At 72.8% G+C, this 13,959-nt stretch carries 11 protein-coding genes; 7 read left to right on the forward strand and 4 right to left on the reverse strand.

Translation table 11 applies throughout. The features are described from left to right. The first annotated feature begins 131 nt into the window (after positions 1-131). The 3 genes from ACY34M_RS04420 to ACY34M_RS04430 all read left to right on the forward strand — a co-directional run bounded on the left by ACY34M_RS04420 (position 132) and on the right by ACY34M_RS04430 (position 2,304). Positions 132-695 (forward strand): SAV_6107 family HEPN domain-containing protein, encoded by a 564-nt coding sequence (locus ACY34M_RS04420; RefSeq protein WP_462718589.1) that lies wholly within the window; start codon positions 132-134, stop codon positions 693-695. A 114-nt stretch (positions 696-809) separates the two neighbouring features. Beyond that, positions 810-1,613, forward strand: coding sequence for a class I SAM-dependent methyltransferase (locus ACY34M_RS04425; RefSeq protein WP_462718590.1), 804 nt, complete (start codon positions 810-812; stop codon positions 1,611-1,613). 274 nt (positions 1,614-1,887) lie between these two features. After that, the gene (locus ACY34M_RS04430) at positions 1,888-2,304 is read left to right on the forward strand and encodes a DUF3040 domain-containing protein (RefSeq protein WP_462718591.1); all 417 of its coding nucleotides are present in this window, start codon (positions 1,888-1,890) and stop codon (positions 2,302-2,304) included. A gap of 137 nt (positions 2,305-2,441) precedes the next feature. Here ACY34M_RS04430 and ACY34M_RS04435 read toward each other — a convergent pair whose 3' ends face one another. The 4 genes from ACY34M_RS04435 to ACY34M_RS04450 all read right to left on the reverse strand — a co-directional run bounded on the left by ACY34M_RS04435 (position 2,442) and on the right by ACY34M_RS04450 (position 8,239). Further along, positions 2,442-4,943 carry a transglutaminase TgpA family protein gene (locus ACY34M_RS04435; protein WP_462718592.1) on the reverse strand — a complete coding sequence of 834 codons (2,502 nt, stop codon included), beginning with the start codon at positions 4,941-4,943 and terminating at the stop codon, positions 2,442-2,444. After that, the gene (locus ACY34M_RS04440; RefSeq protein WP_462718593.1) at positions 4,940-6,355 is read right to left on the reverse strand and encodes a DUF58 domain-containing protein; all 1,416 of its coding nucleotides are present in this window, start codon (positions 6,353-6,355) and stop codon (positions 4,940-4,942) included. The genes ACY34M_RS04435 and ACY34M_RS04440 overlap by 4 nt, the downstream gene beginning before the upstream one ends. Continuing rightward, on the reverse strand, positions 6,355-7,398 hold the full coding sequence (locus ACY34M_RS04445) for an AAA family ATPase (RefSeq protein WP_462718594.1): 1,044 nt from the start codon (positions 7,396-7,398) through the stop codon (positions 6,355-6,357). Before ACY34M_RS04445 ends, ACY34M_RS04440 begins: the two co-directional genes overlap by 1 nt. A gap of 223 nt (positions 7,399-7,621) precedes the next feature. Continuing rightward, complete coding sequence (locus ACY34M_RS04450; RefSeq protein WP_462718595.1) at positions 7,622-8,239, reverse strand: beta-class carbonic anhydrase; 618 nt, start codon at positions 8,237-8,239, stop codon at positions 7,622-7,624. A gap of 375 nt (positions 8,240-8,614) precedes the next feature. Here ACY34M_RS04450 and rsmH point away from each other — a divergent pair, with 375 nt between their 5' ends. From rsmH to ACY34M_RS04470, 4 genes are all read left to right on the forward strand, one after another. After that, positions 8,615-9,571 (forward strand): 16S rRNA (cytosine(1402)-N(4))-methyltransferase RsmH, encoded by a 957-nt coding sequence (rsmH, locus tag ACY34M_RS04455; RefSeq protein ID WP_462718596.1) that lies wholly within the window; start codon positions 8,615-8,617, stop codon positions 9,569-9,571. A gap of 36 nt (positions 9,572-9,607) precedes the next feature. Continuing rightward, on the forward strand, positions 9,608-10,207 hold the full coding sequence (gene ftsL / locus ACY34M_RS04460) for a cell division protein FtsL (protein ID WP_462718597.1): 600 nt from the start codon (positions 9,608-9,610) through the stop codon (positions 10,205-10,207). A 4-nt stretch (positions 10,208-10,211) separates the two neighbouring features. Continuing rightward, on the forward strand, positions 10,212-12,218 hold the full coding sequence (locus ACY34M_RS04465) for a peptidoglycan D,D-transpeptidase FtsI family protein (RefSeq protein ID WP_462718598.1): 2,007 nt from the start codon (positions 10,212-10,214) through the stop codon (positions 12,216-12,218). A 190-nt stretch (positions 12,219-12,408) separates the two neighbouring features. Beyond that, a complete protein-coding gene (locus tag ACY34M_RS04470) occupies positions 12,409-13,956 on the forward strand; it encodes a UDP-N-acetylmuramoyl-L-alanyl-D-glutamate--2,6-diaminopimelate ligase (protein ID WP_462718599.1) in 1,548 nt (515 codons plus the stop codon). The last annotated feature ends 3 nt before the right edge of the window (positions 13,957-13,959 follow it).

Below are 13,959 nucleotides of genomic sequence, written 5' to 3' on the forward strand. Positions count from 1 at the left end.
TGGTCAGTGCAAAAGTTAGCCCGAACTTCCGATCGAAGCAAAATGCCTGGTCAGGGTCGATTGTCAGTGGCGTACCCCACGATGGGCACATACGGCCACAGCGCCGTCACACAGACGACAGGAGGTTCGTCATGGCTGGACACAAGGCACCCACCGCTGCTGCCGCACGCCGCCGTGCCGCCACCGGCCCTGCCCCCTCACCCACCGGCCCCGCGAGCGACATCCACCCGGTGATCCGCCGGGCCGGCGCCCCACCCGCAGCCCTCGACCTGCTCGCCCAGGCCCGCGCCGGACTCGACGAGGCGTCCGCGCTCGAGACGGCCAACGAGCGGTACGCCACCGCCCACCTCGCCGCGCTGCGCACCGCCGCCGCCGTGCTCGCGGCCCGCGGCAGGCCCGAGCCCACGCCGAGGCGCCGCGCCAAGATCCGCAGCGCCTGGGAAGTCCTCCCCGAGATAGCCCCCGAACTGACGGAGTGGAGCGCCCTGTTCGCCTCGGGCGCCACCAAGCGCGCCCGCGCGGAGGCGGGCATCCGCGACGCGGCCACCGTCCGCGACGCCGACGACCTGCTGCGTGACGTGGCGATGTTCCTGCGTCTGGTCGAGCGCATGCTCCTGCTCCAGCCGGTGCTGCCCCAGCCCCGCCAGGAGGGGGACGGGCGCGCGAGCCGGAGCGAGGTGCAGGACGCCGGGTAGGGCGCGGGACCGCACGCACGGTTGGCGTGGGCTCCGGGCGGCGCCCATTAGGGTGGAGGCGCCCGAACCAGTACTCGCTCCGCCGGTCGGAGCCGCCCCGAGGAGTCACCTGCCGTGTCGGATCACCACCCGCGAGCCACGTCACAGCGCTCCGACTCCTCGCGGCCCCGCGCCTCCCTCCGTACCGCCGTGGTCTGGGACGTCCTCAAGGACGCCCTCGACCGCCGCGCCAAGGCGACGGGCGGCGAGGTCCTCGACGTCCTGGACACCGGGGGCGGCAGCGGCAACTTCGCGGTGCCGGTCGCCCAGCTGGGCCACCGCGTCACCGTCGTCGACCCGAGTCCCAACGCGCTGTTCGCCCTGGAGCGCAGGGCCGCGGAGGCCGGTGTCGCCGACCGCGTGCGCGGCGTCCAGGGCGACGTCTCCGGCCTGTTCGACGTCGTCGAGCGCGACGGCTACGACGCGGTCCTGTGCCACGGCGTCCTGGAGTACGTGGAGGAGCCGACGGAGGGCGTGCGCAACGCGGTGGGCGCACTGCGCGAGGGCGGCGTGCTCAGCCTGCTCGCCGCGGGCCTCGGCGGCGCCGTCATCGCGCGGGCCCTCGCGGGCCACTTCAAGGAGGCCCGGCAGGCGCTCGACGACCCGGCGGGCCGCTGGGGCGAGGGCGACCCCGTGCCGCGCCGTTTCACCGTCGAGCAGCTCACGGAGCTCGTCGGCGGAGCCGGGGCGGACGTCGGCGCGGTGCACGGTGTGCGGGTCTTCGCGGACCTCGTTCCCGGCGTCCTCGTGGACACCGAGCCGAGCGCTCAGCAGGAGCTGTTGAAGCTCGAAGCGGCCGCCGCGGAACTGCCCGCGTTCCATTCCGTGGCCACGCAACTGCACGTGCTCGGAGAGAAGCGAGTGGCCCGGGAGGGCTGACCGGGGGCCGGGAGCTGCCGCTGATCAGCGGCGCAGCGTTTGATGGAGTACGCCACAGGCCCCCCGATCGGACGCTCGGCGCCGTATGATCTGAGGTGACCGTCCGGCATGACGGGTCGGCCGCTTGGGCATGTCGCCCTGTGAGTCGGGATGTCGTGTCTCGGTCTGCAATGGCGAAGTTGGCGTAGAGGGGCGGGTTTCACGGGGGCGATTCCCTGCCTATCCTGAAGGGGACCCCCGGTCGCCCCGGCGACTGCACGATGAGGAGGACTCCGTGCCGCTCTCGGAGCACGAGCAGCGCATGCTCGAGCAGATGGAGCGAGCGCTGTACGCCGAAGATCCCAAGTTCGCGACAGCGCTTGAGGGAAGCGGGCTGCGTACATACACCCGACGTCGGGTCTACCAGGCAGTCGTGGGCTTCCTGGTGGGTATCGCGCTCCTCATGGCAGGAATGGTCGCGCAGCAGATCTGGATCAGTGTGGTGGGATTCCTCGTCATGCTGGGCTGTGCGGTGCTCGCCGTCACCGGCTGGCGCAAGGCCCCCAAGCCGGGCGAGCAGCCCGCGGCCGGAGCCGCCGGAGCCGTGCCGGGCGGGCAGACGACCCGACGGCAGGGCAAACAGAAGCGCTCGATGATGGACCGCATCGAGCAGCGCTGGCAGCGCCGCAGGGACGAGCAGGGCGGCCGCTGAGCGGCAGGCGCCACGCCGCCCGCCCCCGTCGAAGACATGCACAAAGGGTGACCGCGTCGCGCGGTCACCCTTTCTGCGTAACGGGCCCTTTCGGTGTGACCGGCCCCTTCCGCGTGACGTCCGCGCGACCGGCCCGCTCAGCCTTCCTGCCGAGTGGGCCGGGCCGACCGCGTGAACCGCTCGCGCAGTCGCAGCACGAACGCGTCCCGGCGCCGGGCCACCGCCCACACCACCCGGACGGCCGAGCGGGGCGCGAATGTCGCGTGGAGCCGCGTCGCCCTGCTGGACTTCGCGTGCAGGTCGTCGCGCATGCGGCGTACGTCGTCGCCCAGACCCGGCACGGGCCGGGGCCGCGGCGCGTACAGCACCTGCTCCACCGCCGCGGCCACCCGGTGCACGCTGTCGGCCGCGGCGGGCTCGAGCTCGCCGATCCGGACGATGCGGTCCGCCGCCTTCCGCGGGGTCTGCGAGTCGTCCGGCGCGATGCCGTGGTCCCACGCCGTGTCCATGACCTCGCGCCAGGCGGCCAGCGTGCGCCCGGCGGCACCGGAGTCCGCGCGTCCCGCCGAGCCGACCTGCGCCACATGGCCGCCATCGGTGTCCGCGCGGTCCGCCGAGCCGAGCTGCATCGCCCGGCCGGCGTCGGCGTCCGCGCCGCCCGCCGAGCCGAGCCGGAGTGCCCGGACCCGCCGCCGATACAGCATCGGCAGCAACGGCACCGCGACGACCAGCAGCGCGATCAGCGACACCAGGGTGATCGTGCCGAACGGTGGCCCGTCGTCCGGGGAGCCGCCCACGACCGCCGGGGCGGCGCCGGTGCAGCCGCCCTCCTTGCGCTCGGCCAGCGAACAGCTCTGCGAGGCCGACGGATCCGGCACCGAGGGCGCGGTGGAGGCGGACTCGCTGGGCGCCGCCGGGTTGCTGGGGCTGCCCTCGGGGCTGTTCTCCACCGTGTAGTCGGGGGCCGTGCCGCGGTTCGGCGTGGGCTCGAAGCGGGTCCAGCCGACGCCCTCGAAGTACAGCTCGGGCCAGGCGTGCGCGTCGCGCAGGCCCACCGAGTACCGGCCCTCGCCCGCGGGCACGCCCGGCGTGAAGCCGACCGCGACGCGGGCCGGGATGCCGAGCGTGCGCGCCATGGCGGCCATCGAGAAGGAGAAGTGGACGCAGAAGCCCTCCTTCTGCCTCAGGAACCGGGCGATCGCGGCGGAGCCGCTGCCGGCCCGCACCTCCGTGTTGTACGTGAAGCCGCCGTTGACCGCGAAGTAGTCCTGCAGCTTCACCGCGCGCTCGTAGTCGTTCGACGCGCCCGCGGTGACCTTGAGCGCGGTCCTGCGCACCACGTCCGGCAGGGAGGCCGGCACCTTGGTGAACTCGCGGACCATGTCGCCCGGCGGCGCGTCCGCGGCGGCGAGCTGCTGCGGAGTCGGCCGCACGACCAGGCTGTCGACGGTGTACGTCTTCCCGCGCGTGGTCTGCCCGTGGTCGCCCACCAGGGTCCGGCCGACCCGCTCGAACCGCCAGCGCCCGTCGATCCCCACCTTCGTCGCCGGGTAGGGCATCGGCAGCCAGTCCTGCGCGTACCAGTCGGCCGCCGAGATGGTCGTCCGCACCTGGGTCCTGCGCACGTCGGCGCCCAGGCCCGGCGGGTCCGGCAGGGTGGACGGCACCCCGTCGATGCTGCGCACCGAGGGGCGCCAGGTCGTGCCGTCGAACTCGTCGAGCGCCACGATCCGCAGGTACATGTCCGACGTCTGGTCCGCGTCGGTCCGGTACGACATCACCTCCCGGTCCTCCGGCTGGTTCAGGCTGTTCTGCAGCGAGACCAGCGGATTGACCGCGGAGATCGTGCCGCCGCCCCCGGCCCCGCCGCGCACGCCGCCGCCCGACCGGCCGAGGAGCCCGCCGTCCAGGGTGGGCAGGACGAGCGGCACCACCAGGGCGAGCCCCAGGGCGACGGCGCCGATACGGCGGCCGGTGCGGACGGGCGCGAGGGCGCCGCGCGTGCCCTCCTGCACGGGCGTGGACCCGCCGGGCACCCGCCCGGCGCCACTGAACACCCGGCCCCACTGGGAGAGCCGGTCGCGCCCTTCCGCGAGCAGCAGCACGAGGTAGCCGCCGGCCGCGAGCAGGAACCACAGCCAGTCGGTGCCGCCCTCGGAGAGCCCGGCGGCGACCGAGTACAGGGCGAGCAGCGGGAGCCCGGCCGGGGCGGCGCTGCGGAACGTCACCGCGAGGGCGTCCACGCACAGACCGATCACCAGCGCGCCGCCCACCAGCATCAGCCGGATGCCGTCGGTCAGCGGCGCCGGTATGGCGTACCGCCCCACGTCCTCGCCGCCCGTCTGGAGCAGCAGGCCGAAGTGCTGGAAGGCATCGGGGCCCGGCAGGACCCCGGCGACCGCCTGCTCGCGGGCGAACATGAGGGTGAGCAGCAGCAGCGACACCAGGGCCTGCGCCGCCACCGTCAGCGGGCGGGCGAGCGGCACCCGGCGGGCGAGCGCGCCCACCGCGGCCTGGATCACCAGCAGGATCACGGTCTGCAGCAGCCACGTGGACCGGTCGACCAGCGGGAGCAGCGCGCACGCGACCAGGAACGTGGCCAGCGTGGCGCAGATCGACAGCCGGGCACCACCGCTCATGACCAACCCCCCGAGGTGTGCGGGGAGTGCGGGGTGCCGGCCTGCGCGGAGACCCCCGTCCGCTCCCGGTCCGCCTGCCGCCACAGCTCTTCGAGGGACGCGCCGTGCGGCACGGCCACCGCGGTCCAGCCGGCCTCCTGCAGCATCCGCAGCCGCTCGGTGCAGCGCTCCGAGACCGGCGCCCCCGGACCCTGCGTCCAGGAACCGCTGTCCAGAAGGAAGGCGAGCCCGCCACCGCTGCGGCGGCGCATCTTGGCGACGACGGAGGCCTGCTCCTCGTCCAGATCACCGAGGAAGGCCACCAGGAGCCCTTCGTTGCCGCCGCGCAGCACGTCGTACGCGGACGAGAGCGTGCCGCCGGCGGAGTGGTCGACGACGGCGAGCGTGTCCATCATCAGGCCCGCGGCGTCCGCCGACTCCTGGCTGGCGCCCGCGAAGCCGTCGGTGCCCTCGCCCGGCACCGCGCTGCCGGTGTCCGTCAGCAGCCGGACGGAGAAGCCGCGTTCGAGCATGTGGACCAGGGCGGAGGCCGCGCCGGACACCGCCCACTCGAAGGCCGAGTCGGGCCCGGCGCCCTGGAAGGCGGGGGCGCGGGTGTCGAGCAGCACGGTGCAGCGGGAGCGCTGCGGCTGCTCCTCGCGGCGCACCATCAGCTCGCCGTAGCGCGCGGTGGAGCGCCAGTGCACGCGGCGCAGATCGTCCCCGTACCGGTAGCCGCGCGGGATCACGTCGTCCTCGCCGGCCAGCGCGAGCGAGCGCTGCCGCCCGTCCCCGTACCCCTTCGCCTCACCGCTGAGCCGGACCGGAGGCAGCGCCGTCACGCGCGGGACCACCGTCAGGGTGTCGTACGTGGAGAAGGACCTGGTCAGTTCGCACAGGCCGAAGGGGTCCGTGAGGCGCAGCTGCAGCGGGCCCAGCGGATAGCGGCCGCGCAGGTCGGAGCGGACCCGGTAGGACACCTCGCGGCGCCCGCCCGCCTCGACGCGGTCGAGGACGAACCGGGGCCGCGGCCCCAGCACGTACGGCACCCGGTCCTGGAGCATCAGCAGGCCGGTCGGCAGCCGGGAGATGTTGTCCATGCGCAGGTGCACGCGGGCCTCGGAACCCGCGGGTACGCGCGCGGGGGAGAGCCGGCGGCTGCCCGCGACCCGGTACCGGGTGCGGTACAGGACGCCCGCGCACACCAGTGGGAGCGCCGAGAGCAGCAGGCCGACCCGCAGCAGATCGCTCTGCCCCAGGACGTACGCGCAGATCCCCGCGGCGATACCGGCGGCCAGGAACGAGCGGCCGCGCGTGGTGAGTCCGGCGAGGGCGGTGCGCACACCGCTGCGGTCGCCGACGTTCTTGCCCGCGCCGCCCTCCGGGCCCCCCGGCTCCGGCGCGTAGGGCCCGACGTGTCCCCCCGACGTCATCACAGCCTCCGCGAACCGGGCGGCTGCTGGCCGTACAGCGGGGGCGTCGTCGAGTCGTAGGTCCGCGCCGCGCGGGGCTCGGCGGCCGGGACCGGGGTGTGCTGAAGGATGTCGAGGACGACCTGCTCCGCGGTGCGCCGGTTCAACTGGGCCTGCGCGGTGGGCAGCAGACGGTGCGCCAGGACCGCGACGGCCAGCGTCTGCACGTCGTCGGGCAGCGCGTACTCGCGGCCGCTGAGGGCCGCTGCCGCCTTGGCCGCGCGCAGCAGGTGCAGCGTCGCGCGCGGCGACGCGCCGAGTCTGAGATCCGGGTGGGTGCGCGTGGCGGCGACCAGGTCCACCGCGTAGCGCCGTACGGCGTCGGCGACATGGACCGTGCGCACGGCGTCGATGAGCTTCACGATGTCGTGCGCGTGCGCCACCGGCTGCAGGTCGTCCAGCGGGTTCACGCCGCCGTGCACGTCCAGCATCTGCAGCTCGGCCTCCGGGCTCGGATAGCCGATGGAGACGCGGGCCATGAAGCGGTCGCGCTGGGCCTCGGGCAGCGGGTAGGTGCCCTCCATCTCGACCGGGTTCTGCGTCGCCACCACCATGAAGGGGCTCGGCAGCTCGTACGTCTGGCCGTCGATGGTGACCTGGCGCTCCTCCAGGGACTCCAGGAGCGCGGACTGCGTCTTCGGGGACGCGCGGTTGATCTCGTCGCCGATCACGATCTGGGCGAAGATCGCGCCCGGTTTGAACTCGAAGTCCCGCCGCTGCTGGTCCCAGATGGACACCCCGGTGATGTCCGAGGGCAGCAGGTCCGGCGTGAACTGGATGCGGCGCACCGAGCAGTCGATGGACCGCGCGAGCGCCTTCGCCAGCATCGTCTTGCCGACGCCCGGCACGTCCTCGATGAGCAGGTGCCCCTCGGCGAGCAGCACGGTCAGCGAGAGCCGTACGACCTCCGGCTTGCCCTCGATCACACCCTCCACCGACCCGCGCACGCGCTCTGCGGTGGTGGTCAGATCAGTGAGGCTCGCTCGATCGTCATAGGTCGTCACCCGGCCCTCCTCGGCCCGCACTTACGGGCCGAGCGCCACGACGCGAACCGGCCCACCCCGATACACGGACAGCGCGCACGAGATGTTCGCCGCTCGTGCGGATGTCACACACGCATTCTTGTTGGCGTTACCGGTTCGTGTCACTCGCCTGTGGACAACTGGCCGCGATATGTCAGGGCTTAGCACCCTTTGCGAGGAAGGCCGACCGGGGTCGGCCGGTGCCTCAGGCCGGGGTGATCTCCCGCAGCAGACCCGTCTTCACGTCGAAGACGAAGCCGCGTACGTCGTCGGTGTGCAGCAGGAACGGCGAGGTGCGCACCTTCTGGATGGACTGGCGCACGTCCTGGTCGACATCGCGGAAGCCCTCGACTGCCCAGGTCGGGCGCTGGCCGACCTCGAGCTCCAGATCGGTCCTGAAGTCGTCCGAAAGGCCCTCCAAGCCGCAGTTGCTGTGGTGGATGAGGACCACGCTGCGGGTGCCGAGCGCGCGCTGGCTGATGGTGAGGGAGCGGATCACGTCGTCGGTGACGACGCCGCCGGCATTGCGGATCGTGTGGCAGTCGCCGAGCTCCAGGCCGAGGGCGGCGTGCAGGTCCAGACGGGCGTCCATGCACGCGACGACCGCGACCTGCAGCACGGGGCGCGCGTCCATGCCGGGATCGGTGAACGCCGCTGCGTACCGCTCGTTCGCATTGACGAGGCGGTCGGTCACGGAGCCGTCGGCCGGTATGGCGCCTTCGGAGGGGGCTCCAGAGGGGAGGTGAGCAGAAGTCGTCATGGCTATGACGGTAGCCGTCGCCCCAGGTCCGGGCCCGCTGTGAGAGGGGACAAAGAACATCATTGAGCCTTGTTGTGAGCGAACCCACAGCGGAGGCCCGGCCTCCGCCGCTCGGGTGAATTCGACCGGTTCGCGGCTTCGGGCGGGGCGGCCGCGACGCGCAGCCACGTCGAACGACCGGTTGATTGACCGGGGAGCACCGTGGACTAAAGTGACGCCGACCCCAGACAACCACGCAACGATGCAACACGGAGATCCCGGTACCGCCCAGGCGCAGCCGGAACGCTCCCCGCGTGCGCGGCGCGTACGTACGGCTCGGCCTCCTCCCGCTCCGGTCGGCCGGCGTCACTTCCCCGGCGCCGACGGACCACTTCCCCTTCACGAGCGGGCGGGGACCCGGCAGTGCGTACCGTCGACCGCCGGACCTGAGAGGCCCACTTGAGTCAGCGACACGTTCCGGTCATGCTCCAGCGCTGCTTGGACATGTTGGCTCCGGCGCTGGCCCAGCCCGGCGCGGTCGTCGTCGACTGCACGCTCGGCCTCGGCGGGCACAGCGAGGCGCTGCTCTCCACATTCCCCGCGTGCCGCCTGATCGGGCTCGACCGCGACAAGGAAGCGCTGCGGCTGTCCGGCGAGCGCCTCGCGCCCTTCGGCGACCGGGCCACCCTCGTGCACGCCGTCTACGACGAACTGCCCGAGGTCCTCGACCGCTTGGACATCCCGAAGGTGCAGGGCGTCCTGTTCGACCTCGGCGTCTCCTCCATGCAGCTCGACGAGGCCGACCGCGGCTTCGCGTACGCGCAGGACGCGCCGCTCGACATGCGCATGGACCAGACGGCCGGGATGAGCGCCGCCGAGGTCCTCAACACGTACCCGCCCGGCGAACTGGTGCGGATCCTGCGCCAGTACGGCGAGGAGAAGCAGGCCAAGCGCATTGTTTCGGCCATCGTGCGGGAGCGCGAGAAGGAGCCGTTCAGCAACAGCGCGCGGCTCGTCGAGCTGATCCGCGACTCCCTGCCGCAGGCCGCCAAGCGCACCGGGGGCAACCCGGCCAAGCGCACCTTCCAGGCGCTGCGCATCGAGGTCAACGGCGAGCTGAGCGTCCTTGAACGGGCGATTCCGGGGGCCGTGAAGTCGCTCGCGGTCGGCGGCCGGATCGCCGTCCTCTCGTACCACTCGCTCGAAGACCGCCTGGTCAAGCAGGTGTTCGCGGCCGGATCCAGCAACACGGCGCCGCCCGGACTGCCGGTCGTCCCCGAGCAGTTCCAGCCCCGCCTCAAGCTTCTGACCCGCGGCGCCGAACTTCCCACGGAGGAAGAGGTAGCCGAGAACCGCCGGGCCGCTCCGGCACGGCTGCGGGGTGCGCAGCGCATCCGCGAGGATGTCGAAAGGTGACGGCCGAGTGACGTACGCGCGCGTGAAGGGGTGGTCATGAGCGCCAGCAGTGGCTCGAAAGGTTCGCTGCGCGGCAGGGCCGCCCGCCTCGCGCGGCTGCTCCCGCTCGGCGCGTCCGGCGGCACGCAGGCCGCGCGCGCCCCGTTCGTCCTCCTGGTCGTGCTGCTCCTCGGCGGCGGGCTGATCACGCTCCTGATGCTGAACTCCTCGCTCAACGAGGGCTCGTTCAAGCTCAGCAAGCTCAAGAAGCAGACCACCGAGCTCACCGACGACGAGCAGGAACTCCAGCGCGACGTCGACGCCTACTCGGCGCCCGACGCCCTCCAGCGCCGCGCCCGCGAGCTGGGCATGGTGCCCGGCGGCGACCCCGCGTTCCTGAACCCGGACGGCACCGTCAAGGGCAGGCCGAGCCCGGCCGCCGGCCCGCCCCGTGTGCTGCCGTCGGCCTCGCCGGAGGAGGTGCGTACGAGCCCCGGTGCGAGCCCGGACGCGAGCGGTTCCCCCTCCGGGAGCGCGTCCCCTTCGGCAAGCGCCTCCGCCTCCGGGAGCGCCTCGCCCTCGCCCTCCGCCAAACCGTCCGAGTCGGCGAGTCCGAACACCTCGGACCAGCCTTCCCCTTCGAGCTCCGGCAGGTGACGCCATGACCGACAGGGAGCCCCCGCGCCGGCGCGTGCCCGGCCCCGCGCGCCCGCCGCGCACCGGACGGCCCGCGTCCGGATCCACGCCCAAGGGCGGGCCCGCGCCCAAGGCCGGGCAGAAGGGCCGCCCCGCCCCGCGCCCGGCCGCCCGCCGCCCCCGCCCCGCCCCGAAGAAGCCGAAGGCGCCCGCCCGGCTGCGCCTCGGCAGCCCCCGGCCGCGCCTGCGCATGGTGAGCCTGGGCCTCACGCTGGTCCTGCTGGTCTTCGTCGTGCGCCTCTTCCAGGTGCAGGGCGTCGACGCCAGCGCGTACGCGGCGAAGGCCTCGCTGAATCGGTACGTCAGCCACTCCATCGCCGCCGAGCGCGGCGGCGTCACGGACCGCAGCGGCGTCGAGCTCGCCGCGAGCGTGGACGCGTACGACATCACCGCCGACCCGACGCTCTTCACGAAGAAGGCCACCAAGCTCGACGACGCGCCGGAGCAGGCGGCGGCGCTGCTCTCGCCGATCATCGGGGTCGACGCGGACGAGCTGACCAAGAAGCTGAAGACGAAGAACACCCGGTGGGTGCGGCTCGCGGTGCGGCAGACGCCGCAGGTCTGGAAGCAGATCAAGGACCTGCAGACGACGCTCAACGAGAAGGCGAACAAGGCGGGCCGCGCGGCGAGCGTGCTCTCCGGCGTGCTGTCCGAGCCCAGCAGCAAGCGCGTCTACCCGAACGGCGACCTCGCCGCGGGCGTCCTCGGCTGGGTCAACGCCGATGGCAAGGGCGGCGGCGGCGTCGAGCAGCAGCTCGACAAGGAGCTCGCGGGCAAGGCCGGCAAGATCCGCTACGCCCAGTCCGGCGGCCAGCAGGTGCCGACCGCCGGCAGCACCGAGCAGCCCGCCGTGCCCGGCTCCGACGTCGAGCTGACCATCGACCGCGACATCCAGTGGGCCGCGCAGAACGCGATCGACGAGCAGGTCAAGGAGTCGAAGGCCGACCGCGGCTACGTGATAGTGCAGGACACGAAGACGGGCGAGGTCCTGGCCATGGCGAACGCGCCCGGCTTCGACCCGAACGACCTGTCCGACGCCAAGGCCTCCGCCCTCGGCAACGCCGCGCTCCAGGACGCGTACGAGCCCGGCTCCACCGCCAAGGTCATGTCGATGGCGGCGGTCCTGGAGGAGAAGGCGGCCACGCCCGGCACCCACGTCACCGTGCCCAACCGGCTGCACCGCGGCGACCGGCTCTTCCAGGACGACGTCGACCACCCGACCTGGCACCTCACGCTCAACGGCGTGCTCGCCAAGTCCAGCAACATCGGCACCATCCTGGCGACCGGCCAGCTCGGCAGGACCCAGCAGGCGGCCAACACGACGCTCTACTCCTACCTGCGCAAGTTCGGCATCGGCCGGGAGAGCGGCCTCGGCTTCCCCGGCGAGACCTCCGGCATCCTCGCGCCCGCCGACAAGTGGTCCACGTCGCAGCAGTACACGATCCCGTTCGGCCAGGGCTTCTCCATCAACGCGATGCAGGCCGCCTCCGTGTACTCGACCATCGCCAACAACGGCGTACGGGTGCAGCCGACCCTCGTACGCGGCACCAAGGGCCCCGACGGGCGGTTCACGCCCGCGCCGAAGCCCAAGGAGACCCGCGTCGTCAGCAAGAAGACCGCCAAGACGGTCGCGCAGATGCTGGAGTCCGTGGTCGACGACGAAGAGGGCACGGGCACGAAGGCCCGCATCCCCGGCTACCGCGTCGCCGGTAAGACGGGTACGGCCAACCGCGTGGATCCGGCCACCGGCCGCTACAAGGGCTACACGTCGTCGTTCGCCGGTTTCGCGCCCGCCGACAAGCCGCGCGTCACCGTCTACTGCGCGATCCAGAACGCCACCAAGGGCGGCTACTTCGGCGGTCAGATCTGCGGCCCGATCTACAAGAAGGTTATGGAGTTCGCCCTGAAGACGCTCCAGACCCCGCCCACGGGCGACAAGCCGGCGCGGCTGCCCGTGACGTTCAAGCCATGACGTTTTCCAGCCAGAACAGGCCGTGACCATGATCACTCCAACCCCGTGAGGGCGCCGTGACTGCCATCACCCACGATCCGGGGAACCGCACCGCGCCACGCCCCTCGCTTCGCCCGGCAGGGGGTGCGCCCGGTACGCTCACGCCGTGCCACACGCTGATCAGTCCCAAACCACCCAGAAGGGCGCACCCGTGACATACCCCGGGCCGCCGCGACCGGTCGAGGTCTCCGCCACCCCCCTCGCGGAACTCGCCGATCAACTGGGGGTTCCCGCGCCCCAGGCCACAGCAAGGGTCACCGGCATCACGCACGACTCCCGTGCCGTGCGCCCCGGCGACCTGTACGCGGCGCTGCCCGGCGCCCGCGCGCACGGCGCCGACTTCGCCGCACAGGCCGCCTCGCTCGGCGCCGTCGCGGCGCTGACCGACCCGGCGGGCTGGGACCGGGTGTCCGAGGCCGGCCTGGTGCCGCTCGTCGTGGAGAACCCGCGCAGCCGGATGGGCGAGCTGGCCGCCACGATCTACGGCCACCCCGGCCGGGACCTGCTCCAGCTCGGCATCACCGGTACGTCGGGCAAGACCACCACCGCGTACCTCATCGAGGGCGGCCTTCGGACGGTGTACAGCACCGGCCTGATCGGCACCGTCGAGATGCGGATCGGTGATGAGCGGATCAAGTCCGAGCGCACCACCCCCGAAGCCACCGATCTCCAGGCGCTGTTCGCGGTCATGCGCGAGCGCGGCACCGACGCCGTCGCCATGGAGGTCTCCAGCCACGCCCTCGTGCTCGGCCGGGTCGACGGCTGCGTCTTCGACGTCGCGGTCTTCAACAACCTGAGCCCGGAGCACATGGAGTTCCACTCCGACATGGAGGACTACTTCCAGGCGAAGGCGCAGTTGTTCACGAAGGCCCGCAGCAAACGGGGCGTCGTGAACTTCGACGACGAGTACGGGCGCCGGCTCATCGACGAGTCCGAGGTCCCCGTCGTCACCTTCTCCGCCGAGGGCCACCCGGACGCCGACTGGCACGCCGAGGACGTCGAAGTCGGCCCGTTCGACTCGACGTTGACCGTCGTCGGCCCCAAGGGTGAGCGGATCACCGCCAAGGCGCCGCTCGCGGGCCCCTTCAACGTCGCGAACACCCTCGCCGCGATCGTCACGCTCGCCGTCGCCGGGATCGACCCGCAGACCGCGGCCGACGGCGTCGCCGCCGTACCCGGCGTGCCCGGCCGCCTGGAGCGCGTGGAGGCCGGCCAGAAGTACCTTGCCGTCGTCGACTACGCGCACAAGACCGACGCCGTGGAGTCCGTGCTGCGGGCGCTGCGCAAGGTCACCGAGAACAAGCTGCACATCGTGCTCGGCTGCGGCGGCGACCGCGACAAGACCAAGCGGATGCCGATGGGCGCGGCGGCGGCGCGGTTCGCCGACACCGCCATCCTCACCTCCGACAACCCACGCTCGGAGGACCCCCTCGCGATCCTCGCCACCATGCTCGCGGGCGCCGCCGACGTGCCGGCCCACGGGCGGGGCGACGTCGCCGTGTTCGAGGACCGGGCCGCGGCCATCGCCGCCGCCGTCGCGCGCGCCCAGCCCGGCGACACGGTGCTCGTCGCGGGCAAGGGCCACGAGCAGGGCCAGGACATCGCCGGTGTGGTCCGCCCGTTCGACGACCGACAGGTGCTGCGCGAGGCCATCGAGGCCGCCGAGGCCACCGCCGACCACCAGAAAACCCAGGGATGAAGT

It is taken from the genome of Streptomyces sp. EDA2-14, from assembly GCF_054963755.1.

Excerpts from the sequence above, each read along its gene's own strand:
- ACY34M_RS04420 (WP_462718589.1), top strand. The coding sequence starts at position 132 with ATGGCTGGACACAAGGCACCCACCGCTGCTGCCGCACGCCGCCGTGCC.
- ACY34M_RS04435 (WP_462718592.1), bottom strand. The coding sequence starts at position 4,943 with ATGAGCGGTGGTGCCCGGCTGTCGATCTGCGCCACGCTGGCCACGTTC.
- ACY34M_RS04440 (WP_462718593.1), bottom strand. The coding sequence starts at position 6,355 with ATGACGTCGGGGGGACACGTCGGGCCCTACGCGCCGGAGCCGGGGGGC.
- ACY34M_RS04450 (WP_462718595.1), bottom strand. The coding sequence starts at position 8,239 with ATGATGTTCTTTGTCCCCTCTCACAGCGGGCCCGGACCTGGGGCGACG.
- ftsL (WP_462718597.1), top strand. The coding sequence starts at position 9,608 with ATGAGCGCCAGCAGTGGCTCGAAAGGTTCGCTGCGCGGCAGGGCCGCC.
- ACY34M_RS04465 (WP_462718598.1), top strand. The coding sequence starts at position 10,212 with ATGACCGACAGGGAGCCCCCGCGCCGGCGCGTGCCCGGCCCCGCGCGC.